This window comes from Mesorhizobium sp. M2A.F.Ca.ET.067.02.1.1 (assembly GCF_004023285.1).
Taxonomy (GTDB): Bacteria; Pseudomonadota; Alphaproteobacteria; order Rhizobiales; family Rhizobiaceae; genus Mesorhizobium.
The window spans coordinates 25,977-44,717 of sequence record NZ_RZSB01000008.1 but is presented as its reverse complement, the minus strand read 5'-3'; the positions used below and the strand labels follow the sequence as shown (position 1 = coordinate 44,717).

General features: G+C 57.5%; 15 protein-coding genes and 1 pseudogene. 3 read left to right on the top strand and 13 right to left on the bottom strand.

Annotation, left to right across the window (positions count from 1 at the left end; translation table 11 throughout):
* Positions 1-727 precede the first annotated feature (727 nt).
* Positions 728-1,849, top strand: a complete 1,122-nt coding sequence (locus EOA28_RS02305) for a DUF418 domain-containing protein (RefSeq protein WP_024505387.1) — start codon at positions 728-730, stop codon at positions 1,847-1,849.
* Positions 1,850-2,643: 794 nt separating this feature from the next.
* Here the strand turns inward: EOA28_RS02305 and EOA28_RS39940 are convergent.
* Positions 2,644-2,860 (bottom strand): annotated as a pseudogene (locus EOA28_RS39940) (transposase); the annotation flags it as partial.
* Positions 2,861-3,384: 524 nt separating this feature from the next.
* On the opposite strand from EOA28_RS39940, the gene EOA28_RS02300 reads away from it, so the two are divergent.
* A complete protein-coding gene (locus EOA28_RS02300; RefSeq protein ID WP_008874821.1) occupies positions 3,385-3,597 on the top strand; it encodes a cold-shock protein in 213 nt (70 codons plus the stop codon).
* Between the two features lie 228 nt (positions 3,598-3,825).
* On the opposite strand, the gene EOA28_RS02295 is transcribed toward EOA28_RS02300, so the two are convergent.
* The 6 genes from EOA28_RS02295 to EOA28_RS02270 all read right to left on the bottom strand — a co-directional run bounded on the left by EOA28_RS02295 (position 3,826) and on the right by EOA28_RS02270 (position 9,734).
* The gene (locus EOA28_RS02295; protein WP_024505385.1) at positions 3,826-4,296 is read right to left on the bottom strand and encodes a MucR family transcriptional regulator; all 471 of its coding nucleotides are present in this window, start codon (positions 4,294-4,296) and stop codon (positions 3,826-3,828) included.
* An 894-nt stretch (positions 4,297-5,190) separates the two neighbouring features.
* Complete coding sequence (locus EOA28_RS02290) at positions 5,191-5,733, bottom strand: tetratricopeptide repeat protein (RefSeq protein WP_081714429.1); 543 nt, start codon at positions 5,731-5,733, stop codon at positions 5,191-5,193.
* 53 nt (positions 5,734-5,786) lie between these two features.
* Positions 5,787-7,850, bottom strand: coding sequence for a type III secretion system export apparatus subunit SctV (gene sctV, locus EOA28_RS02285; protein WP_024505383.1), 2,064 nt, complete (start codon positions 7,848-7,850; stop codon positions 5,787-5,789).
* 232 nt (positions 7,851-8,082) lie between these two features.
* On the bottom strand, positions 8,083-8,973 hold the full coding sequence (locus EOA28_RS02280; RefSeq protein WP_024505382.1) for a hypothetical protein: 891 nt from the start codon (positions 8,971-8,973) through the stop codon (positions 8,083-8,085).
* Positions 8,974-9,090: 117 nt separating this feature from the next.
* Complete coding sequence (locus EOA28_RS39935) at positions 9,091-9,333, bottom strand: nodulation protein NopA (protein ID WP_224570034.1); 243 nt, start codon at positions 9,331-9,333, stop codon at positions 9,091-9,093.
* A 71-nt stretch (positions 9,334-9,404) separates the two neighbouring features.
* Positions 9,405-9,734 carry a hypothetical protein gene (locus EOA28_RS02270; protein ID WP_081714433.1) on the bottom strand — a complete coding sequence of 110 codons (330 nt, stop codon included), beginning with the start codon at positions 9,732-9,734 and terminating at the stop codon, positions 9,405-9,407.
* A 1,348-nt stretch (positions 9,735-11,082) separates the two neighbouring features.
* Between EOA28_RS02270 and EOA28_RS02265 the strand changes: the two genes are divergently transcribed.
* Positions 11,083-13,197 carry a hypothetical protein gene (locus EOA28_RS02265; RefSeq protein WP_245454733.1) on the top strand — a complete coding sequence of 705 codons (2,115 nt, stop codon included), beginning with the start codon at positions 11,083-11,085 and terminating at the stop codon, positions 13,195-13,197.
* Positions 13,198-13,722: 525 nt separating this feature from the next.
* On the opposite strand, the gene EOA28_RS02260 is transcribed toward EOA28_RS02265, so the two are convergent.
* The 6 genes from EOA28_RS02260 to sctQ form a co-directional block, all read right to left on the bottom strand.
* Positions 13,723-14,526, bottom strand: a complete 804-nt coding sequence (locus EOA28_RS02260; protein WP_024505378.1) for a hypothetical protein — start codon at positions 14,524-14,526, stop codon at positions 13,723-13,725.
* Between the two features lie 356 nt (positions 14,527-14,882).
* Positions 14,883-15,920 (bottom strand): EscU/YscU/HrcU family type III secretion system export apparatus switch protein, encoded by a 1,038-nt coding sequence (locus EOA28_RS02255; protein WP_024505377.1) that lies wholly within the window; start codon positions 15,918-15,920, stop codon positions 14,883-14,885.
* A complete protein-coding gene (sctT, locus tag EOA28_RS02250) occupies positions 15,917-16,735 on the bottom strand; it encodes a type III secretion system export apparatus subunit SctT (RefSeq protein ID WP_024505376.1) in 819 nt (272 codons plus the stop codon). The genes EOA28_RS02255 and sctT overlap by 4 nt, the downstream gene beginning before the upstream one ends.
* An 8-nt stretch (positions 16,736-16,743) precedes the next feature.
* Positions 16,744-17,019, bottom strand: a complete 276-nt coding sequence (locus EOA28_RS02245) for an EscS/YscS/HrcS family type III secretion system export apparatus protein (protein ID WP_024505375.1) — start codon at positions 17,017-17,019, stop codon at positions 16,744-16,746.
* 2 nt (positions 17,020-17,021) lie between these two features.
* Positions 17,022-17,687, bottom strand: a complete 666-nt coding sequence (gene sctR / locus EOA28_RS02240) for a type III secretion system export apparatus subunit SctR (RefSeq protein WP_029354851.1) — start codon at positions 17,685-17,687, stop codon at positions 17,022-17,024.
* Positions 17,680-18,708, bottom strand: a complete 1,029-nt coding sequence (sctQ, locus tag EOA28_RS02235) for a type III secretion system cytoplasmic ring protein SctQ (protein ID WP_095769044.1) — start codon at positions 18,706-18,708, stop codon at positions 17,680-17,682. Before sctQ ends, sctR begins: the two co-directional genes overlap by 8 nt.
* Positions 18,709-18,741 lie beyond the last annotated feature (33 nt).

The following is an 18,741-nucleotide window of genomic DNA, read 5'->3' as shown; positions in this document are numbered from 1 at the left end:
GCTCCCATCTTATTGGTCGAAGCTGACAATAGGCTGAACCGGCGGCAGCGAATTATTTGGGGAGCTTTCAGGCTGCTGTCAGCTACAACTTGCAAGAAAGGGGTCGTTAACAAAGCCAAACGAAGAGCCCCTATGAAACCCGTCCTGACCTCGGCACTTTTGCTCAATGTGACCCCCGGCGGCTGCATCAGCAAATTGATTTGGGAAACAGGCGCGCCGGTTCTAATGACCGACGCAGGCCGAGGTCTGGAACAGCTGGACCAGCGAACGGCGTCTTCGGTTTTTCAGGCAACAGCCACATGGAAGAATATGATTGGCTCGACCATGCGCCGAGCTTTGTCGAACGGATTGGTCGCGGGCGCACTACCACAGATTATGGCAGGTTTACGCCCTGGCCTTGACACCCGGGGTGATCGTCACCGGCGGAGCCGCGGCGTACTGATCGGATATCTAACGTCGCTGAGTCTCTCGTCGGTGCAGTGGATCTCTCGGCTTAGCCATCATGCAAAAAACGACGGTTCCGCGACACCACTTTTCAGGTCCGTGACACAGGCTTTGTGAGCCGATCTGTTGTTCTTACCCCAGGCTAATGGCTGAACAGCTCTGTCGCCGGCTCGATGCGCCAGATGGCGCGATGTTTTGAACCCTTTCACGAGGCGACGGCAGCAGCCGACCGGCTCTCCTATCGCGGCTCCCGCGATCCACACACCCAGCAAGGGAATCTACCATGGTAATGAAGGCACCGGTTGCCGACGCTAGGAATGGGTCGGTAGTAGATCGGCTGGTCGGCATCGACCTCGCTCGGGGCCTGGCTGTCTTCGGGATGTATGCCGCCCATCTCGGTCCCGACCCCGGCGAAGGAGGACTAGTCGGGTTTCTGATGGAACTAACCCATGGGCGGCCGTCGGCCCTGTTTGCCGTATTGGCCGGTTTTTCAATCCTCCTGATTACAGGTCGCAAGGCGCCGAAGTCGGGGATAGCCGGTAGACAGGCCATCGCCAGAGTCGCAATTCGTGCCCTTGTTTTGCTCGCGCTTGGCTCAATCCTGGGCTGCCTCGGTACCCAGGTCGAAGTCATCCTAGAATACTACGGAATTTGCTTCTTGTTGGTATTGCCGCTCCATCGGCTCAGCGCATATCAGCTGGGCTTGATCGCTGCCGCTACGGCATTAGTTCTCCCGCAAGTCCGTTCCTCCCTTCTGTCGGTTGCCCCCAACCTCCTCGACCCGGTCTTCAACCTCATGGTCAACGGCTACTATCCCGCGGTGACCTGGGTTCCTTTCCTCATCGCTGGCATGGCCATCGCGCGCCTTAATCTTAATACGCTAGCAGCGCATTGGCGCCTTGGTCTGGCGGGGGTCGCGCTGGCCGTGTTGGGCCATGGGGGATCCTTGCTCGCGCTGAGTTCCCGCGCTTTGACTGAAACCTCCTTGTGGTGGTCTGACGTTGACGGCGCTTTTGAGCCTTCCAAGTCGTCATTTATAGTCAAGTCGTCATGGATAGCCGCACCTCATAGCGAAACGACGCTTTCGATCGTGGGCAGCACCGGTTGCGCAATGATCATCTTGGCGGCTTGCATGCTCGCTGTGGATGCGCTCCCGCGTCTGCGAAAGCTGGTCTGGCCAATAATCGCAGTCGGCTCGATGTCTTTGACGGCCTATGTGCTGCACATTGCGGGAATAGCCTATCTTATGAAGATAAACATTTTCAAAGACGAGAGCCTGTCCACGCTCTTTGGCTTCGTTGTGGTTATCAGCACTTTTGCGGTGCTTTGGCTGCGCGTCTTCCAGCGAGGACCGATGGAAGTGCTGATGGGTAGGGTCGCAGATCTCGCGCGTCACATCCGCTGAGCACCGCCGCGCCCCGGCCTCCCGATCACATTACGGACAAGGTGGGGCTTTGTCCAAAGCTTGTTCGCGGCAGGGGAGGGTACTTCCTCCCACCCTGCCGCCTTGTTGATGGAAGCTAAAACGGTCGCGCAGGCGCTAGAGTTGCATCGGCATAATCAGCTTAAACTCGCGAAGTTAAACCCGCGGTTGGTCTATCTCGGCCCGCCTCACCTGAAAGGCTAAGGTATCCGTTTCGGTCAAGGGTTTTAGGGGCCATTTTCGCTGCGCCTTGAGGAGAGCGTTTGCTAGGATGAGGAGCTTTCGCAACAAGATGATGACCTTTGCGGGTTTGCCTGCCGCCTTTAGCGCCTGGTATTTTGCCTTGAGGTCGGGGTTGAAGCGCAGGGCGAAGGGCCGGGCATGTAGAGGGCCTGGCGAACATTGGCCCGGCCGCCCAGGCGCGGCCGCTCCATTTTGCCGAGGCCGGCGAGGCTTGCGGCCTTTGGTTCCGAGTTCCGGCATGTCGATGGTGAGTGTGCAGGCGGTGGCATCCGATGCGCCATATGCTGGTCAGGATTTCGCGGCGCTGGACAGCGTCGGGATCGGCTTTCATGAGGGTAAGCATCGTCTGATCGATATCGCTGAGTTCACGTGGATCTGCTTCCAGCCACTCGTTGTTGTGGCGCCTGAGCAAGGCAAGCGGTCAAGGTCTGGCTCTGGTGCTGGCTGCGGTGCGATCCCCGCACGGGCCAGGTGCCGATCGTGTCGACGATCCACCTCGCCGCGACCAGAGAGCTGCTACTCTCTTCCGCTGTTCATTCTGGCCTCTTCGCAATGAATGTCATAAAATCACCTGTCGCAATTAATGGTTTTTGATTTGGCTCCAGCAGCTGGCAGATATCGCCGAGAGTTCCGCAGAGAGCGTCGAAAGTTTTGGCCGCCTTCTTCCGCAGCCGCGCCTTGAGTTTTGAGCAGACCTGTCTTGATCGGGTTGAGATCGGGCGAGCATGGCGGCAGGATCAGGAGCCAGTGCCCTTTGGCCAACCAGTGGGCGGCGCGTACCTTGCCGACAATCTGGGGTTCCGAACCCGACAGTTGGTTTTCAACCCGACAGTGGCCCGCCTCAGAGCAGGCTACCGCCCTTCGGAGCAGGCAGAAGCTAATCGAGGTTCGCGGGTTCCGGTTTGAATGTGCAGGTCGCTGCGCGCCTGATCTTTCGGTCTGGCGGCACATGACAAAAACCCTCATTTTGGCCGACGATACCCGGTCAGGAGCGGGTATCGCAGTCGAGAAGCGACCCGAGCACGTCCACAAGATGTGCCGAGTTTGCAAGGTGTGTCATTGTTTCTGTCAACGTTCGAGCGACAGCGCACGACGAAACGTCTGGCATACGCCTCGTCTGGCACGCGCCTCGCATATGTTGCAGTTGCTGCTGGAGATCAGGCGATCGAGTGGGCCTTGCAATTTTCCGATTTTGATGCGCCTAAAGTCTCGTGTACAAATCAGGCTGGCGTGAATGGCCTGCCTAAGTTGCGACTTATTACAAAGGAATGGATATGGCGACTGGAACGGTGAAGTGGTTCAACAGCACGAAGGGTTTTGGTTTTATTCAGCCTGACAACGGCGGTCAGGATGTCTTTGTCCACATTTCCGCTGTTGAACGAGCGGGCCTGTCGACCCTTAATGAGGGCCAGAAGATCAACTACGAGGTGGAACAGGATCGCCGCACGGGAAAGTCCTCTGCAGGCAGCCTCAGCAAGGCTGGCTAACGGTCCGGGAAAGCCTTGGCAAGGTTCGTCATCGCCGGAACGCATTGACGGCTCGAAACCCGGGCCGGAGCATGCAAGTTAATGCCGCGGCAGGGATTGCTGGAGCCATCATGAATTACTCTGGAAATGAGGCTCTTGGACGGGAAAGGCGGGGCTCATCCCCGCCCTTTGATTCCGCGCAGATTGGGCCAACGGCTGCTGCGCGTCCGAACGACTGTTGATACGGATTTAGGCTGCGACCTTCTTGCGGGTCCGTTTCGCCGGCGCCGTGGCTGGGGCTTCCGGCTCTTTCGGTTTGCGGCCGAGTCCCATGGTCTTGGCCAAGGCGGAGCGCGCAGCGGCGTAATTCGGCGCCACCATGGGATAATCCGACGGCAGACCCCATTTGGCGCGATATTCGTCTGGGGTCAGACCATAGTGCGTCGCCAGATGGCGCTTTAGCGATTTGAATTTCTTGCCGTCTTCAAGGCTAATGATGTAGTCCGGTTCGATCGACTTTTTGATCGGGACAGCAGGTTTTTTTACAGGCACAGGCTCTTCTGCCGGTATGAGTCCAGCCGTGCCGTTTAGAGCCCCGTGCACTTGGGCGATCAGGGCAGGAAGCTCCCCCGCCGGGACGGGGTTGTTGGAGACGTAGGCTGATACAACATCGGCAGTGAGCTCGATGAGGATGTCGGTCTTGTGGGGTTCTTCTGTCATAAACTTCTCCGGGCAGCTTGAAACACAGTTGGGCGAAGTGTCGCTTCATAGTGGCGGTTGCCGCTGAAAGCAAATGGATCGACGGGTGCGCTGCTCCTCCACCATTGAAGTCTCGGCGACGCATCCCGTCATCGTCCATCGCTAAAGGCAGCGTATTGAATTATGGGAGCGGTCGCGCCCGCCCCACCATAGCGATACAGCAAGACAATCAAAAAAGCCGGTCTTTGCTTGGCCCCAAATCTTTTCTCCTTTCGTGAACGCTGAGCTGCCAAGCTGCTACAGTTCACCTCGCGGGGCAACCGTGCACAACACAGGAGTCGCCCGAGCGATACATTCTTCACTTGCCGCTTATCAGCGCTGGTGATTGCACTTTGCAGCCTGCCTCCGGACCCGCAGCGCTCACGCTGTTGGTTTTGCGCCTGCAGGCGTCGGAAGTCGGATCGCCGCAGCTAATTTCCTCAGGCGGACGAATTCAACAAATCGATTGTTTGGATCGAAGGCATCCACACCATCGATGCCTCTAGAATAGGATCCAGCTACAATCACCGTGCTGTAATGGCAGGGACGGCCAGCACAAGCGCGACACGATCCGGCGGGTCCATCGCTGCGTTACGTATTCATGGCTACTGCATCGGGCGCTCGGTCGACCGCCTTAAGCCAGGTCGCCGCATTGCGAGACGGTGACCGGCGAGGGAGAGGGCGCTCTGGCAACGAAGCGAGGCGGGTGGCCTTGCGGGTGGCCGCGTGATGTCATCCGGCTCTCCTGCCGATCTCTGCCGGCCAGATCTGGAGCAACTGTTTTGCATAGATATGGCTCTCTTCAGGGGGCCATCTATGATGGGAGCCGAGCGCGTGTTCGAGCCGGGGAACAGGCTGCGCATGCACTGTGCCCACCTATTGCGATCGTGCTAACCTTGGTTGTTTGGACTTGCCGTTAAAGGCAAGCGACAGATTGAAGTTATGCTGCACCATCTGATTGCCTGGCTCGTTTTCGAGAGCTCGCCGATACAGGGCCTGTGCCGCGTCATGCCGCCCCTCAATGTCCAAAATCACGCCCTTCGCATTCAATGCACGTACGTTTCCTGGGGCTGCAACCAAGACGCTGTCGAGCACCTCAACCGCTTCGTGCGGGCGCTTCTGGCCCACCAAGGCATTTGTAAGTCGTATCGCCGCATCAACATTGTCCGGGTGCTGCTTCACCTCATCCCGCAAAGCCCGCTCTTGAACATCCTGACCAACTTCGCGCAAAATGCGTTCGCGCATAGCCGGATCGATTTGATCGGCGCTGAGCAACTCGGGGGAAGATGTCTCCTGCACGGAAAGAGCCGGCTTTTGCCAGCTGGCGCAACCGCCCAAAGGCAGAATGGCGAGTACGGCAAAAAGAAGTGAGTTCCGGCGCAGAAACATAGGCGATGGAGAAACTGTATTACTATTCATGTTATCTCTCAGTTATCGGGGAGGCGCGTGGCGTTCAGTTAGGAAAGGTGGGACTACTCTAACAATCCGCTGTTCGATCCGTGCGGGAGTGTGACGGATCCTGCGGGGCGAATTGTAAAGTCGGAGGCGAGGTCTTGATAAGACAGCACGGCGAGATCAACCCCGTTTCGCGTCAGAAAGCCGCGGACGAAACGTCGGACATCCATCGACGTCAACAGAATAGGGCGGGTTTGACCCGGTTCTGCGTTCGAAAGGACCTGACGTATCTGTGATAGCATCGCTTCGCTTTGCCGATCCTCCAGTGCGAGATAGGGGCCTGCATCCGAATCTCGAACCGCGCCACGCATCACATCCTCGCTCTCGCGCTCGACGACCAGGGCGGACACGATGCCCTCCGTGTTGGCATGGCGGTGGCAGATCTGTCGCTTCAAACCAGAACGGACATATTCCGTCAGCAGGGCAACGTTCTGCTCACGCTCGCTCCATTCGGCCAATGCCTCCAACACGAGACGGGTGTGGCGGATTGGGATACCTTCCTCCAGGAGGCGGCGCAGAACATCGGCAATCCGAGGAATCGGCGTCGTGCGTAGCACCTCTTTCACAAGCTCAGAATATTCCTGCTCCATTCGGCCCAGGAAATGTCGGGTCTCTTGGATGCCCACCAATCGCGGTGCGTAGCGGGTCAACGCTGCATGGACGCGCAAGGCGAGGAGTTCGCCGGGAGCCCTATGCTCCGTGCCGGCGCCCGTAAGGGCCTTTGCAGGGGTATGTTCAACCGGGAGTGTGTCCGTTTTCGGCTCACGTCTAAGGGGGACACCGCTCGAGTCGACGTGCGCTACATCGGCTCGGAGCGCCATCTGGTTTGGATCTAAGGCGTCCTGTTCGACTGGCACGCCCTCGACATCAATTCGGAATTGCGATTCAGGCAGCTGCTCGTCAACCAAGACAGGGATGCGAGGAACGATAATGCCCAGATCGGCTGTGACCAGGAGCGAAACGCGCCCAATATGTTTTTGCAATTCGGCTTGATCGACCGCCTGCATAAGATCTGGCGCTAGAAAAAATGCGATCGGGAATTCCTTCGCAGGCGCGGCTTGCTTAGGCTCCGCTGCAGTTCCACCTTTCGCATCGGCAGTGCCGGCGCCCAGCACATCAGCCTTGACAATGCTTACCGCAGCGAACACTGCGGCCAGCATCAGAAAGACGGGGAGGGGAAACCCAGGAACGAACCCCATTACAACCAGGACGCCGGCCGCCAGTCGCAAGGCTCGAGTGCTGGCCGTGAGCTGACTGACCATTTCTGTACCGAGGTTGATCCTCGCCGTCCCAGTCACACGGGTGACGATGGTCGCCGCAGTAATGGAGAGCAGAAGGGCCGGAATCTGCGATATCAATGCATCGCCTATCGTCAGCAGAGTGTAGTGATGCAGTACCTCGCCGAAGGACATGCCCTTGGAGAGCAGGCCGATCGAAATTCCACCCAGCATGTTGATGCAGATAACCACCAGCCCGGCGATGGAATCGCCCTTCACAAATTTCATCGCGCCGTCCATCGCGCCATAGAGTTGGCTTTCCTTCTCCAATTCGGCGCGCCGCCGGCGGGATTCGTTGGCATCGATGTGGCCGTTGCGTAGCTCTGCGTCGACCGCCATTTGCTTGCCCGGCAGAGCATCCAGCGTGAAACGCGCCGCCACTTCTGCCACCCGTTCGGCACCCTTCGCGAGGACCATGAATTGCACCATGGTGACGACCAGAAATATGACGAAACCCACCACGATATTGCCTGAAATGACGAAATCGCCAAAAGTATGAATAATGCTGCCGGCCTCCCCCTCGGCCAGGATCAGTCGCGTCGTTGCGACCGTGAGCGCGAGACGGAATACAGTGGAAATCAAAATAACGCCGGGCAAAGAGGAAAAATCAAGTGGAGTACTGACATACAGGGCAACCATCATCAGCAGTATGGCCAACCCCATATTGAATCCTATCAGGGCGTCGACCACCACGACCGGGATAGGCATGACCATCATCGCGACAGCCAGAAGCAGCATCAACGCAACCATTAAATCCGGGCTGGCCGGCGCACGCTTGATGAAGTCACGCAGGACGTTGGCCATCGAGACACCTTTGCAATCGGTTGAGACTTACTCTGCTGTTACGCCATGAAACGTGGCTTTCGAACTCCGAAGGCGCCTCAGCCTTGGCCAGCGCGTGACCCTGCATGAGAGCCACAAGCAGGCGCGAAATGGCTGGGCAGCAAATGTTTCCAACGCAGCCAGCTTGTCAGCACCGAGCGCGACAGGATGTTTGGCTGGCCATAGAGTGCTGCTTGATGGGGCCTGCGAGCTTTCAATATTGGAGAGCAGCAATGCGGCCATTCCTGCTCAGCAGCACACGGCTGTCCTCAATACGTTCGACCACCCATCCATCAGCCAAAATGGCGCCGACAAAATACTTCTCGCTGTCGATGACAATATATGGTTGGACCCCATGCCACACAGCTTCGACCGCGATTGCGGATGGCGCCTTCTCCTCTTTGATGAGCACTCCGTTCACCAGTGTTAGAGTACCCTTGGTGCGACGATCGAACGATTGCTGAAGCTTCTGCCAGCTGATGACCGATTCAGACGTGACGGTGCCTTCGGCGGTCACAACACCCTTTGCCGACCCAATCTTGACGTCGAGAAGACCCGCTCGATCGACTTCCTCCTGCAGCTCTTGGGCCGCTGCCTCCGTAAGTTCATTGTCAGCGCGGTGACTGATCGTTCTGGACGCGACTTCAGCCCGAAGTGAATTGGGGCTCGATCCACTTGCATTGCCAAGATAGGAGATCGTGCCTGAAAGCGCGCCGATCCCGAGTGAGCTGATTATGACCATGGCGAGCACACCGATCGGTAGGCGCGGTATGCCGGTCGAACCAGGCGGCTCTGCATCCTGCACGGACAAAGCAATGGACATCTCGCCTACGAGCAGGACGACAGGAAGGGGCACAACAACGGACTGGCCTGCGGCGATATTCCGGTTGCCCTCGATACTGAGTCCGGGTGCAAGCGCCTCCAGTTCGATCGACTTGCCAAGAAGAGTTACACGAAGGTGATGCGGTGCCAGTCCCTGCTCGACAAAGACCAAATCGGCATCGAAGCCGCTGCCGATTAAACACTTTTGAAGATCCGTCTTGCCGGTCAGACCGCAATAGTGCCCCGAACGCACTTCGAAACGGAGGGAAACGGCGTCATCCACAGAGCATCTCTCAAACAGGATAGAAGCCGCATGGCAATTGCCATGCGGCTCATTTCGGGACTACGTCGCGTCAATAAGGAGACGCGCTAGGGGGCAGTCTAAAACCCGCTTCCGACATTACGAAACGCGTTCGTCGGCGGCCTTCTTGATGGTCTGGAGATTGGTCGTTAGAGTGCGCAACTGGACACTCCTTTTCGTCGCCTCCAAGCTAACATTGGTTAGTTCCTGCACTTGCGCCTGAAAAGCAGTAGCATCAGCTCCGCTTGTATTGCCGGGAGTGCCACTGTTAGTTTTATCGGTATTGCCGGCGCTACTGGTATTGGTATTGCCTGATTTTTTATTATTATCAACTGCAGCCATGATCATTCCTTTTTCTGTTGGAGTTGTGCCGTCAATAACGGCCTGTATGACCTCACGCCGGATTTCCCGCGTCAGGCATCTTCTGTGTCATCCAAAGCTTCATCGGCCTCAGCCATCGCATCGTTCGCGAATTGGAACGCGAACGATCGCAGGATACTTTGGAAGGCTTCACTTTGTGCTGCAGACTGTGAGTTGTCTTGAAGTTGATCATTTGAAACGGTCCGGTTATCCGCCCGATCGTTCCCGCCAGCTGCCTTGCCATCATTCCCACCAGCTGGCTTGCCATCATTGCCATCAGCCGGCTTGCCATCACCAGAATGCTCGGATTTCGAATCCCCATGGCCCTTTCGGATCAAGGAAGTCCCGAGGTTGCCAACTCCACTCCCAATTGCTGCTATCATCAGGTACTCCGGCATTTGCCATTGGCGGCGACGTGTTAAAGGTTAGCCTCGATCAAGCTAAGGGCGGGAGCTTTCGAGAACCTGACGGCTTTTGACAAAAACCGGCCAGCGCAAAAACGTATGCTCTGCAGGATGTTGCTCTCGCATCGAACAGTCGACCACGATCTCGGCTGTTCGGCCAATCCCGCCGTCCACGCATGCCGCGACCGAATGGCAGCCGCAGCAGCTCGTTTGCATCCTCGATGCTGTGGTGTCGAACAGGAGACACGGTCCACGTGCTGCATGACCGCAATGACCGTATTCTTGCTGGCTCCACGGGCGCACGCAACGAGCAGGAACTCGGTCTTTGCATCACCATTCTCTCGCCTGCACATCACGGCCCGGCGCGGTGAGCTCATTGGCTTCGAGAAGGTCGGCGACCGTACGAACATGGGATGGTCTGCCGGCTTTGGGAGGCCGGTGCGGATCCTCTTCTCACCATATCGAAAGCTTGAAGCGGTCGGATTTTCTTGCCCTGTTCGTGAGAACTCCCATCGTCAGCTAATCGTCAGCCAAGCGGTCTATCTAGGCCGGCCGTGCCTGACCTTCGGATCCAAAGGTCCCGTCTCGACACTTTTTGTAACTATAGATCGAAATGGTCCGCGTGATACGCAACGCACACGCTTCTCTGAAGCAAATGTGTGACTTTGTCGGTGGCGAACGAGAGGAGTGACGCATCAATAAAATCGTCAGGCACGTGTCTAGGAAGGGGAGCTAGCCGAGTTGGTCTGATTTCATTCGCTGTTCCTGGAAATCGGCGGACTGAAGCGCTGATAATCTCAGGACATCGATGGCAACGTTGCGAAAGTCCTGTGAGCTCGGGCCAATCTTGGCCTGCTACTGAGAAGCACTTTGGCGGGAACATTACGCCGTCGCGGGTCTGGCTGACCGTGACGTTAACCGAAAGATGCCGCTGGTCTCGTCAGCCGCCAGCACAATAGCAGCACATTCTCGCCTACTACGGAGACGCAATATGAAGGGCATTGGCCGACCACGGAAATCGCAGGCTGAAACTGGAGCCAGCCGCGCGGGGCGGGCGAGCAGTTCCCTTTCGCAATCAAGTCTTGCTGCGGGAGAAGGTGGACAGTCATTCGATTCCGTTGTGGAGCAGATGCGCTCTGGGGACGCCGATAGGAGGCCCTCCTCCCTTCCAGTTGCGCGCGGTCCAGGCGATGCCCGCGAAAGTCTGCCAGGCGCCTCGATTGGCGAAGATCAAATCCTGAACACACCGCGACGTGGAGCCGCTGCGCCACCACGCGGAACCGTAGCGCCACGTGGCGCAGCCGCAAGGCGGCGCGGTTCTCCCTCCATGTCTGAGGGCGAAGCCATGGCGCCGGTCGGTAGCCAACTATCAACCGCGCAGGTGGAAGGCACCAGCTCATCGTCAAATGAAGATATCAGTCCGACACAGCTCAGAATGAACAGTCTTGTTCAACAACTGACTGATTGCGAGGCTGCGGCCAGGAAAACCGACGTCCCCGAGGAGGCGGTGGAGCTGATCAGTCGGGTCGTCGATGCAGCCTCAGCAATTCTGGAGTACCGCGCTAGCCTGCCTGCGGCTGAGGCGCAGACAATTATGCCAGACGACAAGGTGCGTAGATGTTGCCAGATCGTGTGCGACGCCGCGAATGAAGTAGACAAACTTGGCCTGTCGACGATCACGAAATTGGACAAAAAGACCAAGAAAGCGGCAGGTATGGTCGATAAACTCTACTCCTACTCCCAGGCGGACCGGCAGGAGCTGTTGATTTTAAATGTGGAGAACCACCATACGGCGGCAATTAAGTGGTGGGAAAAAAAGGCATGGCGCTCCGAACGGCAGCGATCCGCCTGCGCTGCCACCGCTAGCCTATCCAGTGGAACGCCCGTGATGCGGGAAGCCGAGCGGTGCGCACTGCGGCTGCGTGCCGGCTCGGTACTGAGTGTCAGGATCTGGCTGGTCCGTGAGCGGATCGGTCTTGCGCGGGCCAAGATTGAACTGCGGGCGAGCAGGTTCGAGCCAGATTTGAAGGAACTCCTCGTCGGTCGAAATGGAGTGGTGCAGCTGATGGCAAGCGCCGCTCAAGAAGCTCTTCGCGCCCTCTCTTTGGCGAAGGGCATAATGGATGATGGCAAAACACTCAACGCTCATGATTGCGCGGTTGTAGAAAAAATCATGGAGCGGCTTTCGGATTTTGGATTGGCGTTGCACGAGGTGCATACCAAGCTAAGCCATACCTACCCAGATGCCGGCCTCCCATTGAAACTGTTCGAACGGATCGTGGACGATGCATGGATCACTGCGCACGATGCCATGCACTTGTTGAACCTGCAGTCTCCGCCGTCAGCCATCATGGCGCCACAGGCCCAGGCGGGCGCTGCGATGCCGGCCAGGGCAGGCGCTGCGATACCGGCTGGCACTGCTGGTACGGCTGCAGTGTCAGAAGGCACTACAGCGCGAAGGAAAGGGAAGTCAAAGCATAAGTCGGCAGCTCGCGCCGGGACTTCTGCCGCCGGGCAGCCATCAACACCAGTCGCTGCGAACGCCGGCACAGTGCCAGCAGCCAAGGTTCTCGCGCGCTCGGATCAAGTTGCGAGTACACAGGTGAGAGCGCAAGAGGTGGCTGCGAGTTCGTCGGGGGCAGGCTCGACAATCGGGGGCGCCGCGTTGTCAATGGAGGTATTGACGGAGCGGCTCAAACGATTGGACGAACTTTTGCAGTTCGATCTGGCCGGTCAGCAAAGCGTCGTCTCCCAAGTGCGCCAGATGAAGCCTGAGGAGGCCGGTAAGGTCGTGGACGATGTGGCCCAGTACCTGCGAGCCCAGGCCATTGAGATGCAAACCTGTCTCGCCGGGTTGCAGGGGCGTAATGTACGCCTGCTACTCACCTCCACCCAGCTACCCAAAGTGCACGAACGCACAGACCAGCTCAAAGGGTTGCTGAACATGGTGCTGGGACAGGCCAACGCATTGAATGAAGGAAAAGCCGGCATTACGACTGATTGCATGAAGACCTACGCATTTCCGGCGCAAAAATACCTGGAACATTTGTGCAATGCCGACGAATTGATGCCGCCGGAGGCACCGGTCGCGCTGCGTGGCGAGCCAGGAAAGCTGTTTGAGATGAAGCTGCAGCCCAAGATGCTGGTCAATGGTGCGATGCCGAGCCCGATGTGGGTGCACATCCACACGAGTCGCCCCGTCATGGCCAGAAACTTGGAAGGGCTGGCTGATTCCGAATTCACCGCTTGCCACGTTAAATCCAACGAACAGCGCGGCTACAATCGAGAGCGAGAGGAAGCCGATGCTAGGTCCGGTCGCGAGAAGGTCATAATTCATCGCGGCAAACTCACCCCCGCTTTCTGTAAGTCCTTGTTGACCTCAGGGCTTGGCCGCCAACCACGCCATTCGCGTGCCGAGCTCCCGTCGGCGCAGGCTGCATGACAGGGCACTCAGAATGCGGCCGGCCACGCTGTGAGTCAGCGAGCATTTCTCCTGGCCAAACCGCGAATGCCGCTGCGCGAGTTGCGGTCCGGCGATTGGAGTCGATCGGCTACCGTCAGGGCCGATTTGCGATGTCGCGTTACCGGCTGTTGACGTGGCGGCGTATCTTGCCTCCCATCCAACTTATCGCCGAGATCGCGCCGCCAAGATCGAGGCGGAAGGTCTTCCTGCGAGCGCGGAGCAGGCATAGCCGATCCGATCGGGATCGGCGCATCGCAACGACCCAACGGTGTGGTGGAGAAAATTGGATTCGGGAGAGCTCGGTTCCAAGAGGCGGAGTTCCGGCCCGAATACAATCCGCTCGCAAGCACCCACGATGCGCATCCGCAGTTTATTGTCTGGGAGATGGGCTGGATTGCTCGGCGGCGCTGGCGCTAAGGCGGGGCTGTCGCCGGACAATTAGCATTCACTGCCAACAGCCTTGCAACCGTCACCAGTTGCAAGGCTCGGCGGCGGGTCGACAAATCACATGAAATCGTCGTCGGACCCGCTATCGCTGCTGTCGCTATCCTCGGTTTTGTGGAGATAGAGTGGAGGTTTGCCTGCACGCTGCCACTCACCGGCACTGTTCTTCGTCCATTTGTCGGGATGCTGCGTAGGGTCAAGCACCAGGTCGCCATGATCCACTTCAACAAACCCCATCGTCTGCGCGCGCGCTTGTGCTTCCGGATTAGCCGCACGCCAATTCAGCAACGGTCGGTCGCCGTCTATCCGAAGTTGATGCTCCAGCAGAATATCGCCCGCATTTTCGACGAGCGGATGGGCGACTTGAAGATCCACTATGGAAGTGACCTCAGTTCGACCAGGAAATTGTTCCCGCCAACTTTCCGATTCGAACTCGTTCATGCTGAATCCGCCTTCCATTCTCAGCAGTCCGGCACTCCGGTCTCCCAATTGGTAACTGAAATATCGCGCGTGCTCCGTATCTCGACGGATGCCATATTGCTGAGCAACGTCCGCGGTGCGCCTGGCTCGTGACGATACGAACTCCGAATACTCTTGAGGATTGTCGGCGATGTGCGTGATTTCATCACCATGAAATTGCCTCACCTGTCTCCTGAAGGAAGTCCTGTTGATCTCCACCACAGGAGGTCGGGAATTGAGGGAGTATGCTTGGGGAGCCGCCGATGATGAGGCGCCGCTACCTTCCGATCCGGATAAGTGCATTCGGGCAAATGTGTCCGCGAACCCTTCGCTTCCTGCATCCGATTGCTCGCCGGCATTATGCGCGCGGTAACTATCGGATGAGCCACCAATTCGACCATACATGACGATTCGTACTCCTATGTTTCGCAACCGAGCTCAAGTTAGCACGGCTGTTCAACATAGGGCGCTTAGTTGACGACTAGCTGACGAGGGCATTCCAACGGCTGCACCAATCAAATCCGCACTGCCGGCCTCAAAACCTCGGACTGCGCCACGCACCGGCCAGCAGAGGCTGCAAGGTCATGCCCGGAGGACTTGCCGTAGTTGCTGGGTGGCAGATCCGAGGGGAGTGATTGCCCCAGGCCCGCGGTTGCGCGGTTGGCCTGACAGAGACACTGGGGCACGGATGGCCAGCCGACATTTGCCACTAGCATGGAGCCAGGTCAGTTTTGAACTGGGCAGTCGTGGACTTCCAATGACTAGGCCAAGCCTGCGGCAAAGAATGCTTTCGCGACAGGCTGGAAATATTGCATAGGAACCGCGTGGCCGAGTTTTGTAGTGCCTATCAGCTGACGCGCTAAGACATGGTCATGGACGATCGTCAGGCGTAGTGCCCGCGCCTCGCTCAACACATGTGAAACGCGCTCACCTTCGGCACGGCAAACTAAGAACGGCACCCCGGTTTCACCGCGAACGTAACGCAGACCGATCAGGACCGCCCTTCCTGTTAAGACCAGCGTGGCGCGATGCACGCCAAGCGCAGGCTCGTCGGCCGCCTCCTCGCGGATGCGACGCTGTTCACCTTTCAACTCTGGCGCTCCTTGCTGATCCTTCGACTCGCGCGTCACTTCGGTATTGGTCATGCGCATTTCGCGCAGATACAACGCGCGCTGGAGCAGAAGATCGATCAGTCCGCCGACCAGCAGTGCGCCGGCGCCAATTCCCATCAGCAATTTTGTCTCCATAAAGATGAGGCCAACACAGCCCATGCCGCAGATCGGCAGAGGGACCATTGTCTTCCACATCCCGAGAAGGACAATGGAAAAGGTTGCGCTGAGAACCAATACCTTGAACATGGTCTTGCAGACTTCGACCATGGAACGAGCAGACCCCAAGCGCTTCAGCCCTTCAAAGGGGTCAATTTTCTTAAAGCTGAGCTTCATCGGCTCCAGAGAGAAGACAAATCCACCATTGGCTAGCAGGCTGGCCAAAATCACCGCGGCGACAAGGGTTCCAAGCAGCGGGCCAACAGCCGCGACTGTGAGTTGGACGAGCACAACCAATGCCTGCGGCACCGCGGTATCGAAAGGTAGGCTCTGCAACTTGGTGGCTAATAGGAGCGCTTCCCGGCATTTGTCCTCGATCACGCTGCCTCTTAGCCAAAGGTAGCCGAGCCCAGCGCAAGTCCCGACCGCGCGGACGAAATCGGAGCTACGTGGCAGCTGTCCTTTTTTGCGCGCTTCACTTAACTTCTTCGGGCTGGCGGCGTGTGTCTTCTCTTCACTTGTGTCGCTCATGGCAGCAATTTGTCGAACCACTCCAGCACGCCGTTGGCACGTGTGACCTCCAGTTTCATGCTCTCCACCAGATAGGCAGCGTAGGTGACCATGAGAACTGGAAAGACAATGTTCTTGATTGCCGGAGACAGTTGGCTCGCCTTAAATTGCGGGGCAAAGCGACGCAGCAGCATCATCGATATATCAATCAGTATCAGGAAGAACACGACAGGCCCCGATACCAATAATGCCGTGCGCATTATGCTGTCGAGAAGCCCCAACAACTCCATTGCTCCTGGCCCACTCAGTGTCGGGTGAAACTGATACACCGGCCAGATCAAGTAGCTGCGGTACAGGACACTGATCAAAGTTTCCAGGCCTCCTGATCCGACGAATATGGCAATCGCAGTGATCCCCAGAAAAACGCCCATCGCGGAAGCCTGACTGTTCGTCGCGGGATCGGCCGAAGCGGTCGGGCTGCTGATGCCGCGTTGGTTGTCGATAAGCTCCCCGGCAGCCTGAAGGCCCCAAAGCGGAATGCCAAGAAAAGTGCCAAGGAGTACACCGACAAAAACTTCCTTGAATCCGAGCAGGGTTAGCTGGATCAGGCGCGTATCAGGATCCAGCGCCGGCAATCCGCCGCTGACGTGTGCCAGGCATGGTAGTGCGAAGCCAACAGCCAAACAGCCCCGGATCAGCCCACTGATCTGCGAGCGTGTGAATACGGGAAAGATCAGCATGATGCCCATCGCGCGGGCTGCCCCAAGACCTGCCGCAACGACGAGTTCGAGAGCCGTCTGGATCAGAATTTGAATATCGGCCGATGGCGCGTCCATGGGGCGGACTAGTAGCTAAGTGTCATTGCGGGAAACTCGGTGAAGATCTGATCGGCTAGCTCTATGAGCGGGGCGCTTAGCACAGGAGCAAACAGCCCAATCACCGCGACAACGACCAGAAGCTTCACGGTGAGCGGCAAGCTTTCATCCTGGATCTGCGTCGCCGCCTGGAGGATGCCGATGACGAGGCCGACAACCACTGATGCAATGAGCGGCGGTAGAATCCAGATCATGAAAACCACCAGTGATTGGCTCATAAGAGTAATGATGCTGGATTCAGTGATGATCAGCCTCCCGGTAACGTATAACTCAGCACAAGCCCATGCATCAATTTTGACCAACCATCAATGGCAACAAACAAGAAGATCTTGAACGGGACAGATATAACAGTTGGTGAGACCATCGACATACCCATTGCCATCAAGATAGTTGTCACTATCAGATCTATAACAATAAAAGGCAGATAAAGTAGAAATCCTATCTCAAATCCGCGCTTCAATTCTGATAGCAAGAAAGATGGTACAAGTATTGCAAAGTCATCAGGCGTGGCTGCAGCGTGCATTTCCTCTGGCCAGACCTTTTCTGTCGAAGATAGGAAAAATCGCCGCTGCTCTTCATTTGTGAATTTCTTGAGATGCTCGCGCAAGGGCTCACTTCCGGCTTTAGCGGCGCTTACCCAGTCGTCGAATGTCTGATAGTGGAGCTTGGGATCCGACATGCGGTCATAGGTCTGCTCAGCAACGGGCGCACTAACGAACATAGTGAGGATCATCGCCGCGGCGTACAGCACCACATTGGGTGGTATGGTCTGGGTCCCGAGCGCATTGCGGACGAGGAAAAGAACAATTGATACCTTTACAAAGGCCGTTGTCGTGGCAACTGCTAAAACCAGCAGACCGAGTCCGGCGGTAACCGCAAGAAGCGCCAGGATTGTCGGCTGAGCTTCACTCATTGCATGCAAACCCGCCACGGAGCCTGATGCCCAGCTCTTCTCCGATGCGGACAATGTCGCCACGCCCGATACGCTGACCATTGGCCACTATGTCGACCGGGCCGTCGATCGGCCATCCAAGTTCAAAAATATGCCCTTCGCCGGCACTTCTTAATTCCCCAAGAGAAATAGGCCAGCGGCCGCATTCAAAGACAAGCACGATCTCGACATCGTCGAGATCCTTAGTAAGCTCCAGTTGCGATCCGGGTTGTGTCATATGCGCACTCTCCAAAGGACACGGTCGCGGGCGGAAAGGCCCCCGCAAGATTAATTCATCGCCGTCAAGATCCGCCTCGGCGCACAACTGGCCGACAGCTAGGGTGATCTGGCCGCGGCCGAACGGCGCAATATCGGGCAACAATGCATCACCGACACATGCGCTTCGAAGAAGCGCCGCAGGAAGGCGAAGCGTGCCGACCTCTCCTGCAACAATGAGCGGGAGCTCTGGAGGCAGCCCGCCCAGCTGCCGCGGCAACTGGGCAAGCAGTTCGCCTAGCGCGCGAAACGCAGGCGGTACTAAGCCGTCAAGTGGCGTGAACAGGAATAGACGGCCCTTGCCCTTGACCGCGCCGAAAATGATGTCGAGTTCAAGATGAGGAGCCAGCATCGTGGCTTCGCATACCCGCACGAGTTGCACGTTCAGACGCGTCGTCTCCTCCAGTCGAGTGACAAGCGGCTCCAGAGCGAGTTCGAGAATTAGCGAAGCAGTTGGCTCGGAAGGGAAGGCCAAGCCGTTCTGCACTGTCGTGATGAACTCCTCTACGAGCGGGCGCGACAGTGACAAGATGACCGTTTCGGCTCCCACTCTCCAGACGCAGTCAAGCATCGGAATGGCAGCAGGTTCCTGCTGCCAGACAAGCCCTGCCGTTCGCACCGATAGCGGCACCTCGTTGATCCGGCTTTGAAACGGCGTGCGCGGCGCTGCTGTATCATTGAGCCACGAGACAACCGTGTGGGACAGTTTCAGAACTGGTTCGAACATGGCGGGTGTGACCGCAGCGCCTATCAAAGACTG